Origin of the sequence: Bacillus sp. D7-8, from assembly GCF_052055895.1 — a bacterium.
GTDB lineage: Bacteria > Bacillota > Bacilli > Bacillales > Bacillaceae > Bacillus > Bacillus velezensis.
On record NZ_CP179922.1, the window covers coordinates 2,128,528 to 2,154,571 of the forward strand.

At 45.0% G+C, this 26,044-nt stretch carries 28 protein-coding genes, 1 other RNA gene and 1 pseudogene; 6 read left to right on the forward strand and 24 right to left on the reverse strand.

The window, feature by feature from the left end; genetic code table 11:
• Nucleotides 1-65: 65 nt before the first annotated feature.
• A complete protein-coding gene (locus tag ACKTRM_RS10335) occupies nt 66-1,985 on the reverse strand; it encodes an ATP-dependent DNA helicase (RefSeq protein WP_012117827.1) in 1,920 nt (639 codons plus the stop codon).
• Nucleotides 1,986-2,088: 103 nt separating this feature from the next.
• Nucleotides 2,089-2,280 (reverse strand): hypothetical protein, encoded by a 192-nt coding sequence (locus ACKTRM_RS10340; protein WP_003153550.1) that lies wholly within the window; start codon nt 2,278-2,280, stop codon nt 2,089-2,091.
• Between the two features lie 165 nt (nt 2,281-2,445).
• Here ACKTRM_RS10340 and ACKTRM_RS10345 point away from each other — a divergent pair, with 165 nt between their 5' ends.
• The gene (locus tag ACKTRM_RS10345) at nt 2,446-2,598 is read left to right on the forward strand and encodes a YpzG family protein (RefSeq protein ID WP_003153548.1); all 153 of its coding nucleotides are present in this window, start codon (nt 2,446-2,448) and stop codon (nt 2,596-2,598) included.
• An 84-nt stretch (nt 2,599-2,682) separates the two neighbouring features.
• Here ACKTRM_RS10345 and ACKTRM_RS10350 read toward each other — a convergent pair whose 3' ends face one another.
• The 10 genes and pseudogenes from ACKTRM_RS10350 to ACKTRM_RS10395 all read right to left on the reverse strand — a co-directional run bounded on the left by ACKTRM_RS10350 (nt 2,683) and on the right by ACKTRM_RS10395 (nt 10,818).
• Nucleotides 2,683-3,129 carry a hypothetical protein gene (locus tag ACKTRM_RS10350; protein ID WP_041482202.1) on the reverse strand — a complete coding sequence of 149 codons (447 nt, stop codon included), beginning with the start codon at nt 3,127-3,129 and terminating at the stop codon, nt 2,683-2,685.
• Between the two features lie 332 nt (nt 3,130-3,461).
• The gene (locus ACKTRM_RS10355) at nt 3,462-4,610 is read right to left on the reverse strand and encodes a THUMP domain-containing class I SAM-dependent RNA methyltransferase (RefSeq protein WP_012117829.1); all 1,149 of its coding nucleotides are present in this window, start codon (nt 4,608-4,610) and stop codon (nt 3,462-3,464) included.
• Nucleotides 4,611-4,706: 96 nt separating this feature from the next.
• An RNA gene (gene rnpB, locus ACKTRM_RS10360) (RNase P RNA component class B) lies at nt 4,707-5,088 on the reverse strand.
• Between the two features lie 55 nt (nt 5,089-5,143).
• Complete coding sequence (gene gpsB / locus ACKTRM_RS10365) at nt 5,144-5,443, reverse strand: cell division regulator GpsB (protein WP_003153541.1); 300 nt, start codon at nt 5,441-5,443, stop codon at nt 5,144-5,146.
• A 79-nt stretch (nt 5,444-5,522) separates the two neighbouring features.
• Nucleotides 5,523-6,071 carry a DUF1273 domain-containing protein gene (locus ACKTRM_RS10370; protein ID WP_012117830.1) on the reverse strand — a complete coding sequence of 183 codons (549 nt, stop codon included), beginning with the start codon at nt 6,069-6,071 and terminating at the stop codon, nt 5,523-5,525.
• Between the two features lie 88 nt (nt 6,072-6,159).
• Nucleotides 6,160-6,396 carry a spore coat protein CotD gene (gene cotD / locus ACKTRM_RS10375; RefSeq protein WP_003153539.1) on the reverse strand — a complete coding sequence of 79 codons (237 nt, stop codon included), beginning with the start codon at nt 6,394-6,396 and terminating at the stop codon, nt 6,160-6,162.
• A gap of 83 nt (nt 6,397-6,479) precedes the next feature.
• Nucleotides 6,480-6,587, reverse strand: a pseudogene (locus tag ACKTRM_RS10380) (hypothetical protein); the annotation flags it as partial.
• 121 nt (nt 6,588-6,708) lie between these two features.
• On the reverse strand, nt 6,709-7,947 hold the full coding sequence (locus tag ACKTRM_RS10385; protein WP_012117831.1) for a ribonuclease H-like domain-containing protein: 1,239 nt from the start codon (nt 7,945-7,947) through the stop codon (nt 6,709-6,711).
• 19 nt (nt 7,948-7,966) lie between these two features.
• Nucleotides 7,967-10,213: a DEAD/DEAH box helicase gene (locus ACKTRM_RS10390; RefSeq protein WP_012117832.1), complete on the reverse strand. Its 2,247-nt coding sequence runs from the start codon at nt 10,211-10,213 to the stop codon at nt 7,967-7,969.
• Between the two features lie 98 nt (nt 10,214-10,311).
• Nucleotides 10,312-10,818, reverse strand: a complete 507-nt coding sequence (locus ACKTRM_RS10395; RefSeq protein ID WP_012117833.1) for a PTS sugar transporter subunit IIA — start codon at nt 10,816-10,818, stop codon at nt 10,312-10,314.
• A 138-nt stretch (nt 10,819-10,956) separates the two neighbouring features.
• Here ACKTRM_RS10395 and ACKTRM_RS10400 point away from each other — a divergent pair, with 138 nt between their 5' ends.
• The gene (locus ACKTRM_RS10400; protein WP_012117834.1) at nt 10,957-11,370 is read left to right on the forward strand and encodes an Hsp20/alpha crystallin family protein; all 414 of its coding nucleotides are present in this window, start codon (nt 10,957-10,959) and stop codon (nt 11,368-11,370) included.
• A 29-nt stretch (nt 11,371-11,399) separates the two neighbouring features.
• Here the strand turns inward: ACKTRM_RS10400 and ACKTRM_RS10405 are convergent, their stop codons facing one another.
• The gene (locus ACKTRM_RS10405) at nt 11,400-11,834 is read right to left on the reverse strand and encodes a YppG family protein (protein WP_012117835.1); all 435 of its coding nucleotides are present in this window, start codon (nt 11,832-11,834) and stop codon (nt 11,400-11,402) included.
• A 186-nt stretch (nt 11,835-12,020) separates the two neighbouring features.
• On the opposite strand from ACKTRM_RS10405, the gene ACKTRM_RS10410 reads away from it, so the two are divergent.
• Nucleotides 12,021-12,203, forward strand: coding sequence for a YppF family protein (locus tag ACKTRM_RS10410; protein ID WP_003153532.1), 183 nt, complete (start codon nt 12,021-12,023; stop codon nt 12,201-12,203).
• Nucleotides 12,204-12,241: 38 nt separating this feature from the next.
• Here ACKTRM_RS10410 and ACKTRM_RS10415 read toward each other — a convergent pair whose 3' ends face one another.
• The gene (locus tag ACKTRM_RS10415) at nt 12,242-12,610 is read right to left on the reverse strand and encodes a YppE family protein (RefSeq protein WP_007409492.1); all 369 of its coding nucleotides are present in this window, start codon (nt 12,608-12,610) and stop codon (nt 12,242-12,244) included.
• 45 nt (nt 12,611-12,655) lie between these two features.
• Nucleotides 12,656-12,901, reverse strand: a complete 246-nt coding sequence (locus ACKTRM_RS10420; protein ID WP_440898455.1) for a DUF5446 family protein — start codon at nt 12,899-12,901, stop codon at nt 12,656-12,658.
• 205 nt (nt 12,902-13,106) lie between these two features.
• Here ACKTRM_RS10420 and sspM point away from each other — a divergent pair, with 205 nt between their 5' ends.
• Entirely contained in the window at nt 13,107-13,211 is a 105-nt protein-coding gene (gene sspM, locus ACKTRM_RS10425) for an acid-soluble spore protein SspM (RefSeq protein WP_003153525.1), read from the forward strand.
• Nucleotides 13,212-13,254: 43 nt separating this feature from the next.
• On the opposite strand, the gene ACKTRM_RS10430 is transcribed toward sspM, so the two are convergent.
• The gene (locus tag ACKTRM_RS10430) at nt 13,255-14,217 is read right to left on the reverse strand and encodes a DUF2515 domain-containing protein (protein ID WP_014305287.1); all 963 of its coding nucleotides are present in this window, start codon (nt 14,215-14,217) and stop codon (nt 13,255-13,257) included.
• A gap of 41 nt (nt 14,218-14,258) precedes the next feature.
• Here ACKTRM_RS10430 and recU point away from each other — a divergent pair, with 41 nt between their 5' ends.
• Together recU and ACKTRM_RS10440 are read left to right on the forward strand one after the other, a co-directional pair.
• On the forward strand, nt 14,259-14,867 hold the full coding sequence (gene recU, locus ACKTRM_RS10435) for a Holliday junction resolvase RecU (protein WP_012117837.1): 609 nt from the start codon (nt 14,259-14,261) through the stop codon (nt 14,865-14,867).
• A 38-nt stretch (nt 14,868-14,905) separates the two neighbouring features.
• Nucleotides 14,906-17,689, forward strand: coding sequence for a PBP1A family penicillin-binding protein (locus tag ACKTRM_RS10440; RefSeq protein WP_023356988.1), 2,784 nt, complete (start codon nt 14,906-14,908; stop codon nt 17,687-17,689).
• Between the two features lie 77 nt (nt 17,690-17,766).
• Here the strand turns inward: ACKTRM_RS10440 and ACKTRM_RS10445 are convergent, their stop codons facing one another.
• From ACKTRM_RS10445 to dinG, 8 genes are all read right to left on the reverse strand, one after another.
• The gene (locus ACKTRM_RS10445; protein ID WP_012117839.1) at nt 17,767-18,258 is read right to left on the reverse strand and encodes a YpoC family protein; all 492 of its coding nucleotides are present in this window, start codon (nt 18,256-18,258) and stop codon (nt 17,767-17,769) included.
• Nucleotides 18,255-18,914, reverse strand: a complete 660-nt coding sequence (gene nth / locus ACKTRM_RS10450) for an endonuclease III (protein WP_007612187.1) — start codon at nt 18,912-18,914, stop codon at nt 18,255-18,257. The genes ACKTRM_RS10445 and nth overlap by 4 nt, the downstream gene beginning before the upstream one ends.
• Nucleotides 18,915-18,932: 18 nt before the next feature.
• Nucleotides 18,933-19,631 carry a DNA replication protein DnaD gene (dnaD, locus tag ACKTRM_RS10455; protein WP_003153516.1) on the reverse strand — a complete coding sequence of 233 codons (699 nt, stop codon included), beginning with the start codon at nt 19,629-19,631 and terminating at the stop codon, nt 18,933-18,935.
• A 94-nt stretch (nt 19,632-19,725) separates the two neighbouring features.
• A complete protein-coding gene (asnS, locus tag ACKTRM_RS10460) occupies nt 19,726-21,018 on the reverse strand; it encodes an asparagine--tRNA ligase (protein ID WP_012117840.1) in 1,293 nt (430 codons plus the stop codon).
• 134 nt (nt 21,019-21,152) lie between these two features.
• Entirely contained in the window at nt 21,153-22,334 is a 1,182-nt protein-coding gene (locus ACKTRM_RS10465) for a pyridoxal phosphate-dependent aminotransferase (protein WP_012117841.1), read from the reverse strand.
• A gap of 22 nt (nt 22,335-22,356) precedes the next feature.
• On the reverse strand, nt 22,357-22,842 hold the full coding sequence (gene tseB, locus ACKTRM_RS10470; protein WP_012117842.1) for a cell wall elongation/penicillin-binding protein regulator TseB: 486 nt from the start codon (nt 22,840-22,842) through the stop codon (nt 22,357-22,359).
• A gap of 9 nt (nt 22,843-22,851) precedes the next feature.
• Nucleotides 22,852-23,022, reverse strand: coding sequence for a YpmA family protein (locus ACKTRM_RS10475; RefSeq protein WP_003153512.1), 171 nt, complete (start codon nt 23,020-23,022; stop codon nt 22,852-22,854).
• 147 nt (nt 23,023-23,169) lie between these two features.
• Nucleotides 23,170-25,956: an ATP-dependent DNA helicase DinG gene (gene dinG, locus ACKTRM_RS10480; protein WP_012117843.1), complete on the reverse strand. Its 2,787-nt coding sequence runs from the start codon at nt 25,954-25,956 to the stop codon at nt 23,170-23,172.
• Nucleotides 25,957-26,044 lie beyond the last annotated feature (88 nt).

A 26,044-nucleotide genomic window follows, 5' to 3' on the forward strand; every position in this document is an offset into this window, starting at 1 on the left:
CCGTGATAAAGTCAACTTCCCGGATTTAAAAAAGCCGCAGGATAAGAATCCTGCAGCTTTTGTTTTTATACGATTTTCGGTGTAACAGGCAAGATCTTTTTGACTTCGGCCAAGACCCGTTCACTTTCTCCGCCCGCATAAATGGATATGGTTCCGCTGTCCTGATTAGAACGGATGAGGCGGCCGATTCCCTGCCGGACTCTCAAGAGCATGTACGGAAGATCAACTTCCTCAAACGGATCTTTTTTCGCTCCGTTCCGCTTTGCGGTAAACACGGGATCATGAGGCGGATACGGCAACGCCCAAATGGTCACATTCCGGAGCGAGTCACCGGGAATGTCAAGACCTTCCCATAAGTGGACGGAACAAAGCACGGATTCTTCATCCCGCTGGAATTTTTCGACCAGACTGGAGATCTCTTCGTCACCTTCGTAGTATATCGGATACGGCAGCTCCCACGCGGCAGCCTGTTCTTTAAATTCCTTCATGTCTTCAAAGGAAGGGAAAAGAACGAGGGTGCGTCCTTCATTCTTCTTAATGGTTTCAATCGTTTCGGCTGTTTTCTGCTCAGACGTCATGTCACCGTGAAGCGCAACAGACATTTGCTCCTCGTAATCGTACGGAGATTCAACGGTGAATGATAAAGGATCACGGATTCCGAGGCTGTCAGCGATATAATCAAATGAACCGCCCTCAGAAAGAGTGGCCGATGAGAAGATATAAGGAATCTTTTTAGAAAAGACCTTTTCTCCCAAAACTTCGGCTACAGTTCTCGGCATAACAACAAACGTTGAGTCTGTATCCCTCGTTTCAAGCCAGCTGATGGCATCCTTTTGATACAGCGACAGCGAATATGCCATTTGTTCGACGTATTCTTCTACAACTGACAGCTCGTACTTATCGATCGTATACATTTCCGATTCAAATACGAGCGCCTCGCCGATTTTATCGAGCAGACGGCACAGTTCGTCAGCCGCACGCTTAACACGCTGATCGTTTTGGATGTCCAATCGGTGAGAGCCTGCGATTTCCTTCGATTCCTCTGACAGCACATAGAAAAACTCATCGTTTGCGGCAAGGGCATCTTCAATCAGTTCGGCGAATTCCTCTCTGATATCATTTTGAAGCAGACGCTCTAAAAACAGCTCAAGCGTCGACTGCTTCACGCGATACGTTAACGCTTTTTGCGCGGCGAATTCCAGCAGATGTCCTTCATCAAACACGACGGCGCTGTGATCAGGCAAAAGCGGCAGCTGTCCTTCCCTTTTGCGTGATTCTTCCGTCCATACATGCTCCATGTAGAAATCATGGGAGCAAACAATCAGATCCGTTGATTTTCTGTAATGATCTCTCGAAAGTGTTAAACCGCATCTATGTCTCATATCACAAGTTAAACAATCTTGGAAGGAATCATAGCTGACGCCTGCCCACTCTTCATTCGTCAAATCAGCGTACTGTTTGCGGTCACCGTACGGATAAAAGCGCTGCATCGCTTGTGATTCGTGTACGAATGAAGGCAGCGACTCATAAAGATCCAGCCACTTTTCATCATCAGAACGCTGCATCGTTTTCTCAAGCTTTTTCAGACACAGATACTGCTCATGGGATTTGGACAGCCGTGTATCAATCTGCAGATCCAAATGTTCTGTCAGCTTGGAAATGTCGCCTTCTTTTTTGACAAGCTGTTCAATTAACGTTTCATCGGCGCATGCGATAATGGCCGGTTTACCCGTATATCTGGCATAGCTGATGGCAAACAGCAGATACACCAGCGTTTTCCCCGTACCGACTCCTGCCTCAGCGAACATGACTTTTTTCTCTTTAAATGCCCGTTCAAGCTGAAACGCCATAAATACCTGCTCATCCCGAAGGTCAAAGCCTTTCTCGGGAAGGATATCGTAAAACACGTCACCAATCCAATTGTTCAATTCTTCGTAAAAATTCTTTTCTTTTGTTAAAGCAAAAGGCAAACGTGATGTTGTCACCCAACTCCAACCCCTAACTATTCGGCATTCAGACCATCTATAATATCATTTAACCCTTTTCAATACAACAAAAAAACTTGGCCTCGCCAAGTTTTTGCCATTATCATTTCCGGTTAATGATATGTGTACATAGGAACGGATGGTCTGTTGAATGTGTATGTTTTACCGCATTTTCAAGTTCTTCCTGTGCGTGTGTCATGGCGGAAGGACCGAACTCCGCTCCGGCTTCCTCCAGCCGGAAAGCAGTTGCGTCTAACGCCTTTTGTATTTTACTGAAGTGCTCGCTGTTCAGCATAAAATAGATCACCTCTCAAATAGAAATAATCATCATTCTATGCCGATGCTTCACTTTCTATACATGCCATTCTGAATGATCCGCACCTGACCTGCACAAACTACAACAGATATTCGATCGAATATCCATCTGCACAAAATTATTCTATCCGGGAGTGATGGTTACATGAGTTATAAAGATCGATTAGATCAGCATTCTGAATTGTTTCATCACAATTGGACGCGGCCGAAACGCTCTAAATCGCAAGTGAACGGCCACACCGAAATGTCCCAGACCAACATTATTTTACGGAGCAACGCAAAAGCGCACCGCTGGTAATGGCAGAATAAAACGTAAAGATGCTTACAGGCTGTCGAATATCGACAGCCTGTTAAAATTATATCTACAGAAAAATTTTTCTGACTATTTTCTTTTCTCTACATAAATAGTTTTGGATTGAACTGCGTCTTTCATTTTCCCGCCTTTGTATAACTCAACATTAACCTGCCATCTCTCTTTAAATGTAGGTTTTAGTAGTTTACTGAAATAAAACTTTTTAACAGGTGTTTTATTCGAGAATGAACCCTTATGGGAAAAATTTCCGATGTTGTATTCCCCATCTAAGGTGGTAACACCCATTCGATAGTTCAATGTCCCACATTTTCCGTTTGTTTGAGCATATACATCAATAGAAGTAGCTTTTCTTGTATATGTTGTTGCATCAGTCCAAACCCTAGCTTCACAACCTTTAATTCCTTGAACTGTTTGCCATGAACTCATTGCTGCTTCTGCTTTAGGACTGCAAATAAATGTAGAGCCTGCTATCAGTAATGCAGAAGCACCCATCAAGATTTTCGAAGTTTTCTTCATTAATTCCAACTCCTTCATATTTTTACATAAAATATTATAAATCGATATAATATATATATCAAGACTAGTAGGTAAATTTTATAAAATTATTAATCTATGGCTACTTAATATAAAAGGCGAATTCGTTAAGAATTTGCATTTATTAAGAGAAATTTACGTATGTATAATAAATCGTTCATAAAAACTTTATTCCCCAATATACTCCAAAGATATTTATACTAAATAGCCGAAAAACAGGAACTTAAGTCCCTGTTTTTCGGCTCCAACTTGAAAATCTATTCATAGCCTATTTTCAAAATCAATATTACCACAAAAATCCACTATAAAAGGTACTATATTTTTGAAATTGTTTTTTTCTTTTTAGCCCAGTACTGATAATAATCCGTTTTGATAAAACCGTTAAAGAGCTTCCGTTTTTTGGTTGCTTTTCTTCCGTAGACCTCTTCAAATTGTTCATTTGACGTTAACATGTAGACAGACCATGTATCAAGAGATTCAAATGCCCGGCCCATTTCTTTATACATCTGCTCGACTTCCCTTTTTTCGCCGAGCCGTTCGCCGTACGGAGGGTTTCCGACGATTACGCCGTATTCGAGCTTCGTCGTAAAATCCTGCACCCGCATTTGCTTGCATTCGATCAGGTCACCAAGTCCCGCTTCTTCTGCGTTTTCTTTGGCGATGTTTACCATCCGGTGATCTACGTCACTGGCAAAGATCTGCAGCGGCTGATCATAGTTCGCCTTTTCTTCCACTTCAAGACGCGCCTTGTCCCACAGTTCTTTTCCGATCCATTCCCAGTCTTCTGAAACAAAATCACGGTTAAAACCGGGAGCAATGTTTTGTCCGATTAAAGCGGCTTCAATGGCGATCGTGCCGGAACCGCAGAACGGATCGACGAACGGACGGTCAGGCGTCCAGTTGGTTAACTGAATTAACGCGGCAGCGAGCGTCTCTTTAATCGGAGCTCCTCCCTGATCAACCCTGTATCCCCGTTTGTGAAGGCCTGTTCCTGATGAATCCAGTGTAAGCACGGCTTTATCTTTTAAAAGGGAAATCTCCACCTTATACTCGGGGCCCGTTTCTTCAATCCATTCATTTTGTTTTCCTGATTGCAGTTTCAGCTTTTCCGCTATCGCCTTTTTGACGATCCGCTGGCAGTCAGGCACACTGGCAAGCACTGATTTCACGGACTTTCCGATAACGGGGAACTTTGCGTTTTCCGGAATGTACGCGCGCCAGTCAATCGCTTTTGTTTTTTCAAACAGCTCATCAAACGTTTTCGCCTGAAACTCGGCGACCTGTACTTTAATGCGGTCAGCCGTCCGCAGCCATAAGTTAGCGCGGCAGATCGCAAGCGCATCTCCTTCAAAAATGACTTTTCCGTTGTCTACTTTGCATTCATAACCTAAATCACGCACTTCTTTGGCGACGATCGCTTCGATTCCCATCGGCGCCGTCGCTATTAGTGTGTACTTCTTCATCGTATCACCCTGTCTCTTTTAAGCTTTCGTTTCATTCAAGATAAAAGCTCCCCTTTAAAGGAGAGCTCTAATTTGTCATATCAATAATGTTTAACGTTCTGTAAGCCATGTTTTGTTCCGTCGTACTGCAATCGGCTCATCACCTCGTACTCAGGCGGCAATCATCTATCTACAGAAAGCATTCTGTCCTTCTATCTGTTCAATTCCTTCAAGAAGGTTCCCCTACCAAAATTTGGGTTTCTCGCTCGAGGGGTTTACCGCGTTCCACTCTCACCATTTCTGATGAGACTTCGTCACTGTGGCACTTTCAAGGATACTCAGCCATATCCGGAGACGTAGGCTTTTTTCCTGCCGTCAGCCTATCAAGGCTGCCCTAGCTTATTTCTTCGCTAGGCACGAACACTACGGGCATCTCAGCACCGTGCGAGCATGGACTTTCCTCTACAGATTCAAAGATCTGCAGCGATTACCCGAACGTTAAGAACACTTGTTCATTATAAAGCAACTTGTCTCATTTGACAAGTGCATCTGCCCTATTCGTCATAAAGTTTGCTGCCGAATACATGTTTCTCAAGGTTGGACAGCCTTTTCAGAATGTCAAAGTTGGTCGTATTGGACTGCACCGGCTGTTTTTTGCTTGCTTCTTCAAGCTGTTTTTTCAGCTGCAGATTTTCTTGCTGCAATTCTTCAATTTCTTGATGAAAGGTTTCATAATCCTTAATAATCATATCTAAAAATTTGTCAACGTCTTCTTGTCTGTAACCTCTAACGCCTGTTTTAAATTCTTTTTCCAAAATGTCTTTCGCAGAAAGCTTTACTTTATCAGCAAGCATCTTTTTCACCTCATATCGTGAATCATCATGTTATATTTTATTCAGAAACACGTCCCGTTGTCAAATATTCTCTGACGTGTTATGTAAAGAAATCTTCTTCTTCAACGGCGGCACGGAGATCATCCATCGTGATCGAATAAATTGGATATCCGTCTGTTTCACGGCGTTTTTCTGCCTGCTGCAGCATATATTTCGGCGATCCTTCCATTTCAGGATCATATAAAAGCAAAAGCGCATCTGACTTTTCAATAAAGAACGCGTTTTTCTGCCGGAATTGGAGCGGACTTTCGTACGGCCGATGCGTCAGGCTCTCCTCATAATCTGCCTGAGCAAGCACCGCTTCATACATTTCTTTATTCGGTTCCTTCCACTTTTCCTCCTGGCCGTAGAAAGGCGTGATAACGGCAACCTTTAATTCCGGATACTCTTCTCTGAGATCGTACGCCGTTTCTGCCGCCCAAAGCTCAGTCCCCAGCTGTCCGGATATGAGAATCCATTCCAAGCCTTCGTCAATAAAGCTTCTGAGTCTGGTTTCTATCGCCTTTTTTATATAAACAAGGGCCTGGTCATCCTGTTTAAAAATTCCGAGTTCAAACGGCTTGTATCCTGTTACGGCTAATACTTTCAATTGATCACCTGCTTAAAAAATGGGGCTCCCCATCGGGCCCCATTTTGATTTGCTGATATCCTAACCGATCTTGCTTAAGCGTTCAATACTAATGATCGCAGCAAGGGCTTCCGCACTGAAAATGCTGGTGAGTTGTCGGGTCAACATTTGAAAAAGTGTGCGGATAGTAATGAACGTGCTCAAAGTTGTGGTGATTTACGTTAGTTGTATGTTGCGGATGAATATGCGGCACAACTGTGTTAGAAAAACAATGGTGTTCACAGCAATGAGTCGGATGGACAATCGGCGGCATCACGTTTGGTCTGCAACAATGATGATGAAACATGCTAAATCCCCTCTCCATTAACTTTTATTACACTGTTAGGTTATGAAGAAAAGAGGGTGCATGTTCTAATTCAATCACCCAATTTAAAAGTGCGTCAGCAAGCTGTCTTTAAAATTCGAAAATACAAACGCAATCAAAAAAACCACGACAAAGAACAAGTAAAAAACACCTTTATACATACCAACTCTCCCCTATAAATAACTAACGCTATTTTACAAGATGCGGCACCATTCTACAACAAAATCGATGCGGATTCAGAAAAAAATATTTTTGGCGAAACAGCTCGGCTTTTGCGCTTTCCCGGGCAATATTTCAAGAGGAATATTTCCTCTTAAGCCGGGCAATTCTCACATGGAGCTTCTCAGCTTCTTTTTCCGAAATTTCCCCGTCTTCTGCCGCCTGCTGCGCGGCCTGCAGAGCTTTTTTGTAATCTTTTGCGTGATGCTCAAAATAGATCGCCAGCTCTACCGCTGATTGGTGTCTGCATATGTGAAGATCAGAGCCCGTCAGTTTCTCCCAAAGGGGCACGGCGTCTTGCCTGCGGTTTTGTTTTTTATAAAGCATTGCTAAGTCAAAAAGGGCCCGATCTGAATCTTCAAAGGCTTTGCCTTGCAGCGCTTCCAGCTGTGAAACAGCCCGATCGGTTTCTTTATGAGCGATAAACCATTTCGCCATGGCGTATGCTTCCTGACGTTCTGACGTCTGATCAGAAGATGCAAAAATCTTTTTTGACATATGGATGTAAAGAGCGATGAGGGAAAGCACATCTTGTTCATTATGCGAGAGCACTCCCTTTAAAAGAGCCGGATCCTCCGCCTTTAAAAATTGAAAATACAGCATCGGCGCCAAATAACCAGGGGTGTCTTCGTCCCTTTTAAAAGCAAGCTCTTCATTTTCAACCGCCGAAAGCGATACACGCTCTAATTTATGTTTCCAAAGCCGTCTCGCCCCGTGCAGAAGATCAAAGTGACCGAAGTCAGGAAGTTTCGGAAGCCTGTCCCGGAGCAATGTATGCCTAGTTTTTACCTGCGGCCAGTCAAAGGCTTTTCCGTTATACGTAACAAGAGACGTAATGTCAACCTCACTTAAAAAGCTTTTGTAAAGAGCCGTCTCGTTTCCCGGTTTAGGAAGCAGATGCTGTTTAACCGCGACACGGTCTTCATACACTCTTGCATGACCGAGCAAAAAGATCATATTGCCGGCCCCGCCGCCGAGGCCGGTCGTTTCAGTATCAAAGAAGAACAGCTGGCTTTTTTCGTATCCTTCTGCTGATAAAGTATGTGTCAAACCGCCTTTATTCCATAATGCCATGACGTCATCAAGCTCACTGAAGCTGTACCGTCCGTGGCGGTGCGAAAGCGGATAGACGGTTTCGCGGATAAGACAGTATTCATCCTCAAAAAAGAAAGGCTTCACTCCGAATGCCTCCCATTCTTCTCTAAATGGGACTTGAATATCCGGGACCGAAAGTTGTGAAGCTGCCGGCTTTTTTTCAGCTTCCGGCACATTCAGGTGGTTTTTCATCCGCTTTAATTTATTTTTCAAGGACATCTTTCGTCCCCCTTTTCTTTTACACGTAATTCAAGAGCCGGAGTATCGCTTTCTTTGCATCTATTCCTTCTATTTCGGAGCCGATGCAGGAAGGACATCCGTCTTGACATGGACATTGTCTGATCAGGCGCTCAGCCCCTTCATTGATTTCATCAAATCGCTTATATACTTCATCGGCAAGTCCGATTCCGCCCGGATAATGATCATACAGAAAGATTGTCGGAAGTCCGGTATGTGCGGCTTTGATTTGCGGCACGACATGCACGTCATTTCGGTCGCACATGACGTATACAGGCACGATATGCTGCAGGACGTGGGCAATGCCTAAAAGCAGCTGTTCAAGCGTTTTTTCGCCGATCTCCGAATCCGTCTCTTTCAATTCAAGCCAGGCAGCACTGGTATGCAGTTCTTCTTCTGGAAGATGAATCGGCCCTGATCCTATATTTTCAAATGTCGTCATTTTAATTTTTTTAAATATTGTCGGAAGTGCGTTCACGGTTACATCGCCGAAATGTAAGGCTGTTTTCTTTCTGCTGTCCGTTCTGTCAATGTCCAGCACTTTCAGCTGCACCGCTAAATTGGCATCTGTATAATATTCGACATCGACCTTTCGCACGTACGCTTTTTTATGGTCCCAATCAAGCTTTTCAACCTGGTACTGCACCCCTTCATGAAGATAAATCGCTTCATCATGAAGAAGCGTCATCGCGCTGAAGCGGTCCATTTCTCCGATGATTTTTACATCAGCCGTCTCTGACCGGTCAACGATGACCACGTTTTCCTGTGACGCCGAACGGAGACTGATGTTGGAGGCGGGAAAAGATTCGCTTGCCCAGTGATAGCGTTCGCGGTTTTCGTGAAGCACCCCTTCTTCTTCTAAATACTCGAGAATGTCTCTTGCATCATTTTCTCCGAATGTTTCATCGGCTCTGAAAGGCAGCTCATACGCGGCGCATTTCAGGTGATCGACCAATATAATGAGATTATCAGGATTAATCCTTGCAGATTCAGGCGAGCGTTTAAAGAAATAATCAGGATGGCGGACAATATATTGGTCAATCGGATCAGAGTTCGCCACCATCACGATAAGCGCCTCTCCCTGCCGCCGCCCGGCCCGGCCCGCCTGCTGCCATGCGCTCGCGACACTGCCCGGGTACCCCGTCATCACGCAGACCTGAAGCTGGCCGATATCAACGCCGAGCTCCAGCGCGTTTGTGCTGACAACGCCGAGAATGCTTCCGTCTCTTAACCCCCGCTCTATTTCTCTTCTTTCTTTCGGAAGATATCCGCCGCGATAGCCTCTGACAGACTTCGACCCGATTTCTTTTTTTACGATCTCCTGAATGTGGCTTAAAATAATTTCAACCCGGACACGGCTTCTGGCAAAAACAATCGTCTGGATCTTATTTTTTAAAAAAGTTTTGGCAAGTTCGTTCACTTCCACGGTGGCGCTTTTTCGAATATGCAGCGGTTTATTTACAATCGGAGGATTGTAAAAAGCAAAGTGCTTTCTTCCGGCCGGGGCGCCGTTATCGTCAATCAGGCGCACTGATTTTCCCGTCAGCTGCTCCGCCAATTCCCTCGGATTGGCGATTGTGGCGGATGTACAGATAAATGACGGCGTACTTCCGTAAAAAGCGCAGATTCTCATTAAACGGCGGATGACGTTCGCCACATGGCTGCCGAATACGCCGCGGTACGTATGTAATTCATCAATGACGATATATTTCAGGTTTTCAAACAGACTCACCCATTTTGTATGGTGGGGAAGAATAGCTGAATGAAGCATATCGGGATTTGTGATCACAATATGCCCGGCTTTTCTGACTTTCTGCCTGATGGCCGGAGACGTATCTCCGTCATAGGTGAAGCTTTTAATGTCCATGCCCGTCTCGTCTATGATTTCGTTCAGCTCGCTTTTTTGATCCTGCGCGAGCGCCTTTGTCGGAAATAAATAAAGCGCGCGGCTTGAGGCATCTTCCGCGATAGACTGAAGAACCGGAAGATTATAGCACAGTGTTTTTCCGGAGGCCGTCGGTGTGACAGCCACAATGCTTTCTCCGTTTTGAACCGTCTGAAAAGCGGAGTATTGATGTGTAAAGAGCCGCTCGATCCCCCTCTTTTCGAGAGCCGCCCGAATGTTCGGATCTACTTGCTCCGGCATCGGCATGGTTTTCGCCTCCCGCGGTTCCTCTTCATGCCAATGCACAATATTTTCATGATTTTTTAATTCCTGAATCAGTTCGCTCAGTGATTTTTTCTTCATCGTTCACACCTCTTTATGAGGTACAGTTTACCGAATATTTGTTTGCCTGGCTAGATGAAAATCCTGCACAAGAAAAAAAGCAGGGAATCAGCCCCTGCCTACTTCATTTTTATCGTAAAAAGCTCTGTTTGTCCTTTTTTCGCTTCATTTGCGCCTGCAAATTGCAAAGGTTCTGCGGCATCGCCATTCATAATCACCATAGGGATGACGGTGCTGCTTGCTTTTTCTTTTATTAAATCCAGCCGGCACGTTAAAAGCAGATCGCCTGTTTTCACTTTGTCTCCTTCTTTTACATGCGCTTCAAAGCCTTCGCCGTTCATATTGACGGTATCCAAACCGACATGTATCAAAAGTTCCGCTCCGGAAAGGGTGCGGATGCCGACAGCATGTTTTGTATGGAACAGCTGAATCACTTCTCCCTCAACCGGTGAAACAATGTCTCCGTTTGCAGGCTCGACGGCGATCCCGTCCCCCATCATTTTTTGTGAAAATACGGGATCCGGCACTGAAGCCAAATCCATCACCGCTCCGTCAGCCGGAGAAAAAATCACTTCCTCGGCCGGCTTTTTCCGGCTGTCTCCCAATCCGAATAATTTTTTCAGCAATGTGTTGTGCTCCCCTTCCTAAATGTGAATCCGTTACCAGTTTATTCTCCACTATTTAACCATACTTTCTTTTTTCCTTCAATTCTTAACCATACGGCATAACATCGCATAGTCTGTTTGTAAAAAGGCGGTGGTCATATGGATCAATCACAAAACGATAAACTTGAACCGCAAAGAAATGAGGACATCATCAGCCATGCGATGGACCAATTTTTTCACTCAGGTCCCTTCGCAGAATTGATGCAGGGTTTTCAGCACCTTGTCAATTCGGCTTTTACTGAAGCGCAAGTGACGATTGACGTCAGAGAAGAGCCGACGGGCCTCGCGGTTGATATCAGCGTTCCCGAGACATTCCGTGACGGTGATATGCTGGTGGAAACGAAGGGGTGCTACCTTCACGTTACAATCCGCTACGATCATAAACAGGCTCATTCATCCCATGTGTCTTCAAGCATGACAAGAACCGTTGTCCTCCCGTATAAGGTGAGTGAAGAAGATATGGAAACATCCTGGAATGAACAGACGCTTACCCTCTTTTTCCCTAAAAAATAAGCATGAATGATGGATATCATTCATGCTTTTTATTTGAAGATACTGGTGAAGCCTTTCACCAGCGATCCGACCTGATTTACGGCGCTTACCATCTGCCCCGTTGTATCTATCATTTTATTAAAGTCAAACTGTCCGTTCGTTTTTTTAAACTGGGAGAGTATGCCTGAGAATTGGGAAGACTGCTGCTGATTCGGTCTGGGAACGGGGTAAGGATTCACAAACCCCGGCTGCCCCCCGGGCATGCCTGCCTGAGGAGGAGAGGGAGCAAACGGCGGCTGCATATGACCGTATTCCTGATTCGGATAAAATTGCTGCGGGTACTGCCCTTGCTGATGATATGGCGGCTGCTGCAATGGCTGTATCTGCTGCGGATACGGCTGCTGTAATGGCTGTATCTGCTGCGGGTAGAAATATCCCGCCGGCTGCTGGTACATATTTTGATATGGCTCTGCTCTCCATTGCATATGACATTCCCCCTTGTCTCTCACTAAGTTTCTGCTATATATGTATGAATTCCGCCTTGGTTATGTGCTTTCGGTGATTCTGATCTTTGTCAAATGCTGTCGAAAGTCTTAATTTTTTAAAAACAGAAAAAAGTCGAATCGTTATGTTACCATAATCTCAACATACATGAGAGGGGATGCACCATTATGAACGTATCATACTTAAGAAAGCGTTTTGCTGAAGTGAAAAAATATGAAACAGATTGTGCAGATAAACTGATGGACTTTGCAAAATTCCTCTATATTCAAGGCCATCTCACCGCAACCGAATTTCGAAACAGTATGAAGGTTCTCGAAGCAAGTGGAGCAGAAAACCCGGCGTATGAATAACATACCCGACCCCTTTATATAAAAGAAGGCAGCCGTTTTCAGCTGCCTTCTTTTTCAATTTCATCCCTTAATATACGAAGCGTATATAAAACAGATTCAGTTAAATCCCTGTATCTTTTTTTATGAATATGATGAACATATGATTGGAGCATCAGCTCTCCGAAATTTTCTGTAACGGCCTGAATTTGTGCGTGATGAACATATTTCGGACGGTTTTCCTGAATAAACGCAAGCGCTGCTTCTGTCCAAAGCGCGCAAAGCCGGTCTCTTTTTTCAACATCGGGTTTAATAATCTCAAAAAAATCATATGAACGGCCTGACTCTTTTCCATCCTGATACCTTTTTTCGGCTTCCAGAACCGCCTCTATCATTTGTTCTGTCAGCTCCAATAACGACTGTGTCTGCAAACGGACTCACCTCAGTACATATGGTACCAAAGTTTTTGCATAAAATCAGCTGATCCGGCAGGCTCTCGGCAAATCCTTTTTACGTCGGTCAGTCAAAAACAGGTCATCAATACAAACATGAAGCTCCCGCGCCTCTTCCTCAAGGCGGAAAAGTTTCTCCTGTCTGATTTCTTCAGCTTCCGCCTGACAGGATCTGACTGCTTGGGTAAGCGTCTTTTCAGCAGCAGAAATCCGGAATTCGATATCAGAAAGCAGACGGAGAATATCAGCCTTGCTCGTGTAAACAGACATTCATGTTCCTCCCTTTTATCACTTGCGTTTCTTTAGAATATAATTCTCGTTTTCATACCGCTCTCCTTTGCACATGACAAAACTAGAAGCAGTTCGGCAAACAAACAGAGATTATCCTAAAAGGCGTGCCTTTCGACAAAAAAGTGCCGCAAACTTTGTATGAACCGGCACGTTAATGCAAACGATACAGTTGAGGAGGTGCCGTATGAAAACGAGACCGAAAAATGCAGGTAAACAGCAAAAAACCGAAGCAAAAACGACTGATACGCTTGATAAAAAATTAGGCGGCCCAAACCGCCCTTCCACGTAACACATCAGCAGCCCGAAACCCCAGCGAACGGTTTCGGGCTTTTTCATTTCTTCAGCCACTCTTTAACCGCGAAGAGCGCATGGAGCTCCCGTCTTTTCTGGAAGTACCAGTCCGTCAGTTCAAGCTGTTTCGGCATTTTCTCCTGTAAGAAAGCCCCTTTTCTTAACCTTTTTTGAAACCAATCCGCCCTTTCGCCGTCTAATGGGTGGGCAACAATGGGATAGGTTGTCCTCAGCATCGGTGATGTTCTTTTTTTGATGCCGATCATTTTCTCCATATCAAAGCGTGAACCGGTATGAGGAACGGTATCAAGAAAACGGTAAAAAGAAGCGTGAAGATCAGGGCTGAACAGTAGGCGGGCCAGCTGTTTTCCGAGCGTAATTCTCTCTTCGGTTTTTGAAAACCGTTTGACGGAAATTCCGTATAAATGTCCGTCAAATGAAGGGAATATCACCGTATTAAAGTGAAACCAATCACTTAAATAAAAAGGAATCGTGCCAAAAACATTCTTTTTAAACGAAGGATTTTGTATAATAGGTGCTTGGATAGTGTTTTGTTCATTTATAATAAGAGCATACATGAGCCGTTCCGTATCTCCGTCACGCCAAAAGCGGAACCATTCTTCCTGCATAAAAGCCGAGACGCGGAAATAAGGAAGATGACGGAAAAGAGGTTCGCCGATTTGTTTTGACCACTGGTAGACCAGAAGCTGAGGATAGGCATCAGAAAAAATCAGCCAATTCGCCCTTTCATACGAAAGGAAAAACCAGTTTTTCTGACTGCTGTCAAGGCCCTCCTGATAAAGGACGCCTCTTAAATCAGTCATCGACCAGCCCGCATTGCGGGACACAAACGATGCCAAAAGCGGCCACTTGATCTCAGGATGGCGGTCATAATATGCTTTATAGGCATTCGTCCGGGAAATATTATCGGCATTTTTTATTTTCGTCTCTTTTTCGATCAGGCGAAGAATGGCGGTTACGGTCTGTCGTTTATGCACGTTCATTCACTTCCGTCACTATTAGTTTGATAAGGAGGATGGAAAAAGTGATTCGGTACCCGAATGGAAAAACTTTTCAGCCGAACAAAACGGTTTCATCCCAAAACAGCCAGAAACGGTCTCATTCATACAGTAATCGCGGCATGACCCTCGAAGACGACCTGAATGAAACGAATAAGTATTATCTGGCTAACCAAATTGCTGTCATTCACAAAAAGCCGACACCCGTCCAGATTGTAAACGTCCACTATCCGAAAAGAAGCGCCGCAGTCATTAAGGAAGCTTATTTTAAACAGTCTTCCACAACTGACTACAACGGCATTTATAAAGGGCGCTACATTGATTTTGAGGCAAAAGAAACAAAAAACAAAACGGCATTTCCCCTGCAGAATTTTCATGATCATCAAATTGAGCATATGAAGCAGGTGGTCAGACAAGACGGCATTTGTTTTGTTATTATATCCGCTTTCGGAAAGGTTTATTTCCTCGAAGCCGACAAGCTGTTTGTCTTTTGGGAGAGAAAGGAGAACAATGGCAGAAAATCAATTCGCAAAGACGAATTAGAAGATGCTTCCTTTCCGATTTCCCTTGGATACTCACCGAGAATTGATTATATTAGTATTATTGAACAGCTTTATTTTTCGCAGGAACAGTAGACTGAGCGAAAGGTTGATAAACGAAAGGTTGAGATGTTATGTCAGATCAATTTACGAGCCGTGAAGAACGCCGTAAGGCAAGGCAGACGAAAAGCACTAAGCCCTCTTCACCGAAAAAAGGCAAGAAACAGCGTAAAGGCGGTTTATTCAAAAAGATTGTGCTGTCCTTGGTTATTCTGTTTGTCCTTGGCATAGTCGGCGGAGCGGCGGCATTTGCCGTTTTGGTTTCCGGCGCGCCGTCTTTGGACGAAGCCAAGCTGAAAACGCCTTACTCTTCAACGATTTACGATAAAAACGGCAAAGAAATCGCGGAAGTGGGCGGTGAAAAACGAACCTACGTCCCGATTAAGGATATACCCGATGTTGTGAAAGAAGCATTTATCGCAACTGAAGACGCCCGTTTTTATAAGCACCACGGTATAGACCCGATCCGGATCGGAGGCGCCTTGGTCGCCAACTTTACGGATGGATTCGGTTCAGAGGGAGGAAGCACAATCACCCAGCAGGTTGTGAAAAACTCGCTTTTGACCCATCAGAAAACGATTAAACGGAAAGCACAGGAAGTGTGGCTTTCACTGCAGCTGGAGCGCCATTATTCTAAAGATGAAATCTTAGAAATGTATTTAAACAGAATTTATTTCTCACCGCGCGCCTACGGCGTCGGTAAAGCGGCTGAAGAATTCTTCGGCGTAAAAGACTTGAGCAAGCTTACGGTTGAACAGGCGGCAACGCTTGCCGGAATGCCGCAAAGCCCGACCGGATATAACCCGGTTAAAAATCCGAAGGCTTCCGAAAAACGCCGGAACATTGTTCTCAGTTTAATGGAAAAACAAGGATTCATTTCAAATTCTGACTACCAAAAAGCAAAGAAAGTGTCCATGAAAGATGAAGGCGTCGTCAGCCAAAAGGAATACGATAAAAAGGACACAAATAAATACAGCGCTTTTGTCGAAGAAGTTATGAAAGAAATTGAGACAAAAGAAAAGAAAGACGTCAATATTTCAACTGACGGACTGAAAATTTACACGACTCTTGATACGAAGGCACAAGATTATCTAGATCAATTGATGAACGGAGACACGGTCGGCTTTTCGGAAGGCATGCAGGGAGGCGTCACGCTCCTTGATACGACAAACGGGGAAATCCGCGCCATCGGACCGGGACGGAATAGAACTGCAGGCGGGTTTAACTACGCGACAGATACTCAACGCCAGCCAGGTTCGACGATTAAACCGATTCTTGATTACGGGCCTGTCATTGAAAACAAAAAATGGTCGACGTATGAGCAGATTGACGATTCCGCTTACACGTACTCTGATGGCACTCCGATACATGATTGGGACAATAAATACAGAAATATGATATCAATGCGAGAGGCCCTCGCGGACTCACGTAATATTCCTGCTTTAAAAGCATACCAAGCAGCAGGGAAAGATAATGCCGTCGACTTCGCAAATGACTTAGGATTGGGATTAAACAAAGATAGTGTAACGGAATCTTATTCGATCGGCGGTTTTGGAGCTGATAATCCGGGGGTTTCTCCAATGACAATGGCGGGCGCCTACAGTGCTTTCGGAAATAACGGTACGTACAATGAACCGCACGCGGTCACATCGATTGAATTTAATGACGGCACTAAGCTTGATTTAACACCAAAGCCGAAAAGTGCTATGAGCGACTACACGGCGTTCATGGTTACAGATATGCTCAAATCAGCTGTCGAATCAGGAACAGGTAAACTGGCCCAAGTACCGAACGTGGAAGTGGCCGGTAAAACGGGTACGACCAACTTTACTAAAGGTGATATTCAAAAATATAATATCGCACAAGGCGGAGTCCCAGACTCATGGTTTGTCGGATACACCCCTCAATATACTGCGGCGGTTTGGACTGGTGTAGAATCTGGTAATAAAGCAGGTAAAAAATCATTATCTTATGCAGACCAGCAAGTCGCAAAACGGATTTTTCAAAAGCTGATCTCATACGTTGATGACGGTAAAGGAAGCTTTAAGCAGCCTGACAGCGTCGTAAAAGAAACAGTTGAGAAAGGCTCAAATCCTGCCGCTTTAGCCGGACCAAATACGCCGGATGATAAAAAAGTGACGGAGTACTTCGTGAAAGGAACGCAGCCAACTGCCGTTTCTAAAACGTACACGAAAGAAAAAGCCGATAAACCGACAGGATTGCAAGTGAAATACGACAAAGATAAAAAATCATTAACCTTAAGCTGGAATTATGACGGTGATGCAACATTCAATGTCAAACAATCCGTTGACGGCGGAAGCTACAGTGACATTCAAAACAGTTCGGCAAAAGAAGCCGTCGTCTCAGATGTCACACCAGGCTCCACATACAGCTTCCAGGTGACAGCGGAAAACGATGACGGAAAAAGCGATACGGCATCAGCATCTTTCAAAGTCCCGAAAGATGAAGAAGACGATGCGGATAAAGATAAAGCGACTGACGATGAACAGAAGTCTGATGAAGATAAAGACAAAGACAAGACGCAAACCGATGATTCAAACACAGATGACAATCAAACAGATACGTCTGACGGATCGGATCAAACACCAACTGATGACCCGGATAAAAATCAGGATCAATCCGATAAGGATCAAACAGATAACAACAATCAGAATCAGCCCGGTAACGGGACCGATAACAATGGACAGCAAGATAACGGCTCTGATAATGATTCCGATTCCGGTTCAGACGGCTCAAATAAACCTGACAGCGGTCAAACGGACAAAAACCAAGACTCATCTTCAAATATCAACGGGCAGTCCAATTCGTCAACCATCCAGTCAAATCCCGCTCATTAGCGGACGAAATCCTTCACCTCAAACAGGTGAAGGATTTTTTTCATACAAAAAAACCTCCTTATGAGAAAAGGAGGTTCTTAACATTTGTTCATGGCTTCATATTTATGATATTGTTTCTTCATCTCCGTCATCAATTCATCCAGCTGAATAAACGAGTGAAATTGAGTCGGTTTCGTTAAAATAAACGCCATTCGCTCCGCCCAATTGATCGGTTCGGCGGGAAAATGCTTTGTTTCAAGCACAGTCCAGTCGAGTGATGTAACCCGCTCCCCTGCCGTCCAGTGAAAAGCGGCAATCAGACAGGCAATTCCCTTCAGCATGTCATTTTGATCACATCTCGATTTTCTTGTTTGAAAAACGGGAAGCAGCGTTTCTTTCGTTTCGTTCCAAATCTGAAACAGAAACGGGACATATTCGCCCCTTTCCCTCCATGGCTGCACGGTTGGCTGACCGCTGAAATCCATATACAGCGGATGGCGGCGCAGCGCCGTTTTGATCTCGAGGCTTTCCAAGTCCGTAAGGCTGCGCAGGTATGTTTCATAGCCTGCCAGAATGTCAATCGCCGTCACCGTTTCACCAGCCCTTTTTTGTCACGCTTCTGCCCTTCTCTGCACAGCGGAAGCAAAGGACATTCCGCACAGCGGGGAGATTGCGCTTTACAATGATACCTGCCGAAAAATATTAATCTGTGATGCGTAACAGACCAATCCTCTTTCGGCACTTTTTTCATTAATGTTTTCTCTACTTCCAAAACAGAGTCCTTCCAGCGGCAGATACCGAGCCGTTTAGAGACCCGCTCCACATGAGTGTCTACTGCAATCGCAGGTACGCCGAAAGCAACAGACACGACCACATTTGCCGTTTTCCGTCCGACACCCGGCAGATTCACAAGCTCATCCCGGTCTTTCGGCACTTCTCCGCCGTACTCTTCGATGATCATTTTGCTCAGCTTTTGAATATTTTTGGCTTTATTACGGTACAGGCCGATTGATTTAATATCCTGCTGGAGTTCTTCCAGCGATACGGCAAGATAATCTTCGGGCCGTTTATATTTTTGAAATAGCGTTTTTGTCACTCTGTTGACGAGAGCATCCGTACATTGCGCGGATAATGCGACTGCCACAACCAATTCGAAAGGATTTGAATGGACAAGTTCACATTCTGCGTGCGGAAACATATCGCCGATTTTTTCAAGACAATATTCAATCTGCTTTAAATTTAACACGTTTCTCCCCTTCTCATGTTATTGTTCCAGCCAATTGTAAAAAGGCACCTGCCTCGTATACTCTTTTTGCGGATCATTTTGTTTTGTTTGAACACGCCGGAATTTTTGGCTGTGCGCCTTCGCCTGTTCAACCGTTTTGAAGCCGTTCTTTTTCCATTCAAATAAAATCCGGTCAATATAGCGAAAACTGAGTTTTCCCGATAAAACGGCTTCTTTTAAGGCGTGTTTAATCAGAATCGCATCATGCTGATCCTGGTCCTGCCATATGGCCAGCGTCTCGCATTCAAGCGGCGACAGCGGTCTTCCGAACTCTTCTTCAAAGATGGTATACAGGCTTTTTTGTTCTCTTTCTGACGTTCTTTCCTGCGTTTCGTTTTGTGAATGCTGCATGTAATCATACAGCTTCGCCCATAACGGCTGCAGAGAATATTTTTCAAACTTTATGCCGTTATGGTCTTCACATTCTTCAATAAACAGAAAACCTTTTTGAATAAACATTCTCAGGCAGCTTGTACATTCTTCAGCAGAGATGGACATGCCTGACTGAAGTTCAAACGGCGTCGGAAAATAAGAGCCCTTTTCCAAATGCATTTTAATCTTCAAAAGCAGGATCAATTCGGTTTCATTCAGCCCAAGCTGCCGGTAATGTGTCAGCAGCAGGTTTGGAATGCTTGAAATGCCGAGTTCCTGCATATCTATAAATTGCTGTTTTTTCATCCTTACACCTCTTACTGTAAAAGGTTATCTCCGGGAGCTTTCCCCTTTACTTAGAAAAAGTCTCCCTTGCAGGAGACTTCGTTTTTTAAAACTATTACGGATACAGACGGTTCAGAAGTCTCGGGAACGGAATTGTTTCACGCACGTGAGGCGCTCCGCTGATCCAAGCCACTGTCCGCTCAAGTCCGAGGCCGAAGCCGGAGTGCGGAACAGAACCGTATTGTCTGAGTTCAGCATACCATTTGTAAGCATCTGAATCCAGACCGTGTTCTTTTAATCTTTCTTCCAATAAATCCATATCATGAACGCGTTCTGAACCGCCGATGATTTCCCCGTAGCCTTCCGGAGCGATTAAGTCGGCACATAACACGACATCGTCACGATCTTTGGCAGGCTGCATATAAAACGGTTTTAATGACGTCGGGTAATGAGTGATAAACACCGGTTTGTCATAGCTTTCTGCGATCGCTGTTTCATGCGGCGCACCGAAGTCATCTCCCCACTCAATATCGTCAAAGCCTTTTTCTTTCAGGAATTCGATCGCTTTATCGTACGTAATGCGCGGGAATGGCGCTTTGATTTGCTCAAGCTTCGATGTGTCTCTCCCTAATGTGTTCAGCTCGATCTTACAATGTTCCAGCACACTTTGTACGATGTATGCAACATAATTCTCCTGAACTTCAAGGTTTTCTTCAAATTCAACAAATGCCATTTCAGGCTCAATCATCCAGAATTCGATGAGATGGCGTTTCGTTTTCGATTTTTCCGCTCTGAACGTCGGTCCGAAAGAGAATACTTTTCCGAGCGCCATTGCAGCTGCTTCCATATACAGCTGGCCGCTTTGAGACAAGAAGGCGTCTTCATCAAAATATTTCGTCGCGAACAGCTCAGTCGTGCCTTCCGGAGCGCTTCCCGTCAAAATCGGCGGATCAACTTTCACGAAGCCTTCTTTGTTGAAAAATTCATAAGTCGCACGGATGATTTCGTTGCGGATTTTCATAATTGCGTGCTGGCGTTTCGAACGGAGCCATAAATGTCTGTGATCCATTAAGAATTCCGTACCGTGCTCTTTAGGCGTAATCGGATAATCAGTCGCTTCGTGAATGACTTCAATGGATGTAACAGCAAGCTCATAGCCAAGCGGTGAACGCTCGTCCTCTTTCACAATTCCTTTTACATAAAGTGACGTTTCCTGCGTCACTGATTTCGCGATTTGGAAGATGTCTTCTTCTACTTCAGCTTTGACGACAACTCCCTGAATGAAGCCGGTACCGTCTCTCAGCTGTAAAAATGCGATTTTACCGCTTGAGCGTTTATTAGCGACCCAAGCTCCAATCATTACTTCCTCGCCTGTGTGTTTATACACTTGGTTGATTGTTGTTTTCAAACTCTTTCCCTCCAGAACAAGAAAGACATTCAGGAATCTGCCTGAATCTCTTTTTTCATCACTTTATTATACCCGTTCTACTCTAACGGGGTCAATGCAAGTGAAAAGCGGCTTTAAAAGCCGCTTTTTCAGAATCAGCTGTGTTTTTCCGTGAAGCGGCGGATTCTTTCGACCGCTTCTTCTAAAAGATCGAGTGACGTTGCGTAAGATAAGCGGACGTTGTCCGGTGAACCGAAACCCGAGCCCGGCACGACGGCGACTTTTTCTTCTTCCAGAAGCGCCTTGACGTATTCATCGACATCTTTGAATCCACAGTTTTCTGCGGCCGCTTTGGCGTTAGGGAACAAGTAAAACGCCCCTTCAGGCTTGACACAGGTGAATCCGGGAATCTCACTGAGCTGAGCGTAAATGGTGTTCAGTCTGTGCTCAAATGCCTGTCTCATCTCTTCCAGCGGCTCAGCCGGCCCGTTATAGGCCGCAATAGCGCCGTATTGAGCGATGGACGTCGGATTTGATGTGCTGTGGCTCGCAAGGCTCGTCATCGCTTTAATAATCGTCTCCGAACCCGCCGCATAGCCGATCCTCCAGCCCGTCATGCTGTGAGATTTCGACACGCCGTTAATGATGATCGTCTGCTCTTTCAATTCACCTGAAAGCTGTGCGATTGAGACGTGTTTTTTTCCTCCGTATGTAAGCTTCTCATAAATCTCGTCAGAAACGATCAGAATGCCATGCTCCAGACACACTTTTCCGAGTTCCGCAAGCTCTTCTTTCGTATACATAACACCTGTCGGGTTGCTCGGTGAATTGATAATGAGCGCTTTTGTTTTCTCCGTGATAGCCTGCTTCAGCTGCTCCGGTGAAATTTTAAACTGATTGGATTCCAGCCCTTCTGCATAGACGGGACGCCCCCCTGCCAGTTTCACCTGCTCAGGGTAGCTGACCCAGTAAGGAGTCGGTATAATCACTTCGTCCCCTTCATCGAGAATAACCTGAAATAATGTATACAGAGCGTGTTTCGCTCCGGTGCAGACAATGATTTCTGACGGCTTATATTCAATCCCCTGGTCGTTTTTGAATTTTTTTGCGATACTGTCTTTCAGCGCCGGCAGACCGCCTGAAGGCGTATATTTCGTATGGCCTTCATTCATGGAACGCACCGCGGCATCTATAATGTGCTGAGGCGTATTAAAATCCGGTTCTCCTGCTCCGAGGCCGATGACATCATGGCCTTCTGCTTTCAGCTCTTTCGCTTTTGCAGTAATTGCAAGTGTTGCAGACGGTGTTAATGCGGATACTCTTTTTGCCAATTTCAACTTGAACTCCCCCTAATACGTCTCACGGTGTGATGTTTTTGAGAATCTTGCCGCTTGTAAAGTCCACATAGCTAAAGCTATACTGCCCGCTTTTGTTGATATAGGTCACTTCCCATAACGGAACATTGTTTTCTCTCGCCGGGTGAACACCATTCAGCTTGGAAACAAGCCCTTCGTCCCGAACGATCTTGGCAGCCTTGCCGCTTGAAATGCCGTCACTGGCTTTTTTTGAGAGAATTTTTGCTTTTTTGTCGGCAGGAACCCATACATACATATATTTTCCATGTTTATCCGTTCCGGTAACAACATAATATTTCTGTTTGCCGACAAAGGTCTCCACTTTCTCAGCATCTGTCAGATCCGTTTTTTCTTTAGCGGCTGCGGCAGCTGTTTCGTGGCCTTCTTCTTTTTGGGCCATTGCAGATTTAAAAATGCTGGCCGAAAATAAAAGAACTGCTAAAAAAATAATACCAAATACGGCTGTAAATATTAATGCTTTTTTTCTCATCTTTTTCACCTATGTGCGATAAATGGTGAAGACCGCTTCATTTTGATTTTCTTCGTCGAGCGCAAGGCCGAACATCAGATTGTCCCGTTTCAAAGTCCGGTTTAATGTATCGACGATTTTATATAAATCATCTGAATGCTCCACATTAATCGTTGACAGAATTTCAATTTTGCTTTCCATTTTTATACCCTCCATCGGTCGAACAAATTTTGTTAGTCATAACGGGATGCGCCCGCGGCATAATAAAATCACAAGGCGGCATGAACCCGCTTTTACTATAAAAACAATTCCTCATCCCACACCACGAAAGCCGCGTTTATGCGGCTTTTATTCCGTTTGGCTGACATAAGCCCCGAGTTCGGCATCCGTCAGCTCCAAAAGGGATGAAGTCGGGAGCGCTTCAAGAAACAGCCGTCCGTATCCCGCCGTCTTTACACGCTGATCTAAAAGAACGATTGTTCCCTTGTCTCCCGCCGTACGGAGCAGGCGCCCGATCCCCTGTCTTAACGTTAACACAGCCTCAGGCAGGGAAATCGTCTGAAACGGATTTTTCCCCTGCTTCTTGGCAAATTCGCATTTTGCGGCATGAAGCGGATTGTCAGGCGCCCTGAAAGGAAGTCTTGCGATCATGACGGTTGACAATTCATCCCCCGGAAAATCAACGCCTTCCCAGAAATGATTCGTCCCAAGCAAAATCGCCCGGCTTGCCGTTTTAAAGGTTTTCATTAATTTACCGGGACTCCCGCCCGAAATACCTTGGGCGAGAAGCTGAATGCCTGATATCTCCATACTGAGTTTCAGTTCCTGATACACTTTTTTCAGCATATCATGAGACGTAAACAGGACAAGGATCTTCGGCTGTTTTCCCTTTGACATGATTTCTGCATACTTGGCAATATGCTCAATGACTTCCCGCTCTCCGTCATATTTAACGGATTTCATCTCTTTCGGAATGATGACGTTCATCTGATCATCATAAGAAAAAGGAGACGGGATGCTTTTGGTGCGCGGATAAAAATCCGCAAGTCCAAGCCTTTCAATCATAAATTGAAAAGAATGCTCCACCATTAAGGTCGCTGATGTGAGCACAACGCTTTTTTTGCGGGCGAAAAACTGGTCTGCCAGCATTTCACCGGGCTCCAAAGGCTGCGCATAGATACTGACGGCATTTTTTGCGCCCTTCGCGTCAATTTCAACCCAAACGGCTTCTTTCTCATCATTTTCAAACAGCAGCCTGCTGAACGTATCGCGATATTCTTTCAGCCCCCTGATACACTTTACATATTCGGCCGCTAAAAAAGCCGCTCCGCTTTTCATCTGATCAAGCTTTTGATGTAACAGTTTCTCCTGTACTGAAAACATGTCAAGCAGCTGATCCAGCATCGCACAAAGCCGCTCCGCTCCGTCCGTTATCATGTGAAACCCTTTATCCTGGCTTTTATGATTGAGACTATAAACGAGACGGTTCAGATCGTCTTTAGGTTTTCTTCGTTTGACAAAAGAATGCACTGAACTGAAAAATGCGTCGCTTTCCGATTGAATATGCTTCATCCACTCATCGGCGTCAAAAAAACTTTCCGCCGGCAGTTCATACGTATAAAACAGTTTTCTCATCCGCTTTAACAGTCCGTGTTCCTTTAAGGTTCCGATTCGGCTGAGCTTTGTGTGCAGTCCGATGTATGAAGCTCTCTTCCCCAGGTGCTCGCTGGCGGCGCGTTCGAAATGATGCGCTTCATCAATGATGATTGTTCCGCTTGCAGGCAGTTTTTTCGTTTCACTGCTTTGATCTGAAAACAGCAAAGCATGGTTTGTGATAATCAGATCTGCGGCCTGCGCTTTTTCTTTAGCCCGTTCATAAAACCCGGCAGCCGAGTCCTTCCCTTTTTTAAAAAAAGAATTCTCATCGTAAGCCATGCGCTCCCACAGCAATCTGCCGCCTGATGGAAGATTCAGCTCAGCGGCGTCGCCCGTTTCAGTCTCCGTCAGCCAGACGAGAAGCTGCGCTTTCGTCAAAACCGCATCATAGTTGTCATCTTCCTCATGCAGAATATGTTCAAACTTAGGCAGGCACAGATAATGTGATTTCCCTTTTAAAATAGCGGCTTTGACCGGCCAAGGAAACATACGCTCCAAAAGCGGAAGATCTTTAGACATGATCTGCTGCTGCAAAAGAGTAGAGTACGTGCTGATAATGACGGGAGTCTGCTCCGCTTTGGCAAATAAAACAGCCGGAACGAGATAACCGATCGTTTTTCCGATGCCGGGTGCCGCTTCAATCAGCGCATGCTCCCGATTGCGGAAGGCGCCAAGCACTTCATCCATCATCGAAAGCTGCCCTTTCCGCTTTTCATAGCGGGGGATGATGCCGGATAAGATCTGTTCTTTTTCTTCGTTCCACTTTTCAAGGTCAATGGCCGCATTCACCGGACGGGAAACCGGAATGTGATCGGGCTCTTTAATTGAAAAAGAGGCGTATGGAATGCAGCTTTTTTCTTCCGCCGGCCTGCTTTCATGTATAAAAGAATCCAAAAGCAGCGTCAAATCGCTGATAAAATGCTGTGAAAGCCTTCTAAGCTGCTTTAATGTCGGTAAAGGCAAATGTTTCAGTTTATGTAAAATGTCTAAAAAGACCAGTCCCGTAACCTCCGCATCGCTGTCTGCGCGGTGAGGGCGGTCATGAACAATATTCAGCTCCGCACACAACTCACCGAGCTTATATCCTTCAAACCCCGGGAAAACAATACGCGAAAGCTCAACCGTATCAAGCACTTCACAATCCGGCAGCTCATAGCCCGCTTCGCTCAGTTCATGCCGGACAAATCCGAGGTCGAAATGAATATTGTGGGCAACAAAATACGCGCCGTCAAGCAGATGAAAAATCTCCTCCGCGACCGCTTCAAACGGCAGTTCATTTTCAACCATTCCGGACGATATTCCGGTCAGCTGTTCAATAAACGGCGGGATGGCCTGATTCGGATTGATATATTTTGAAAACCGCTCAGTTATTTGTCCATTTTCAATGACAACCGCTGCGATTTGAATGATTTTATCGCCCTTTTTCGGCGAATTTCCTGTTGTTTCGACATCTATGACAACGAACCGTTGTTTGTTCATTAAAATGGACACCTCAATTCTTGCATACGAGAAAAGTGTAACACGTTTTGTTGAGAAATGGAGCGGAAAAACAGCTTTTGCCCCTAAA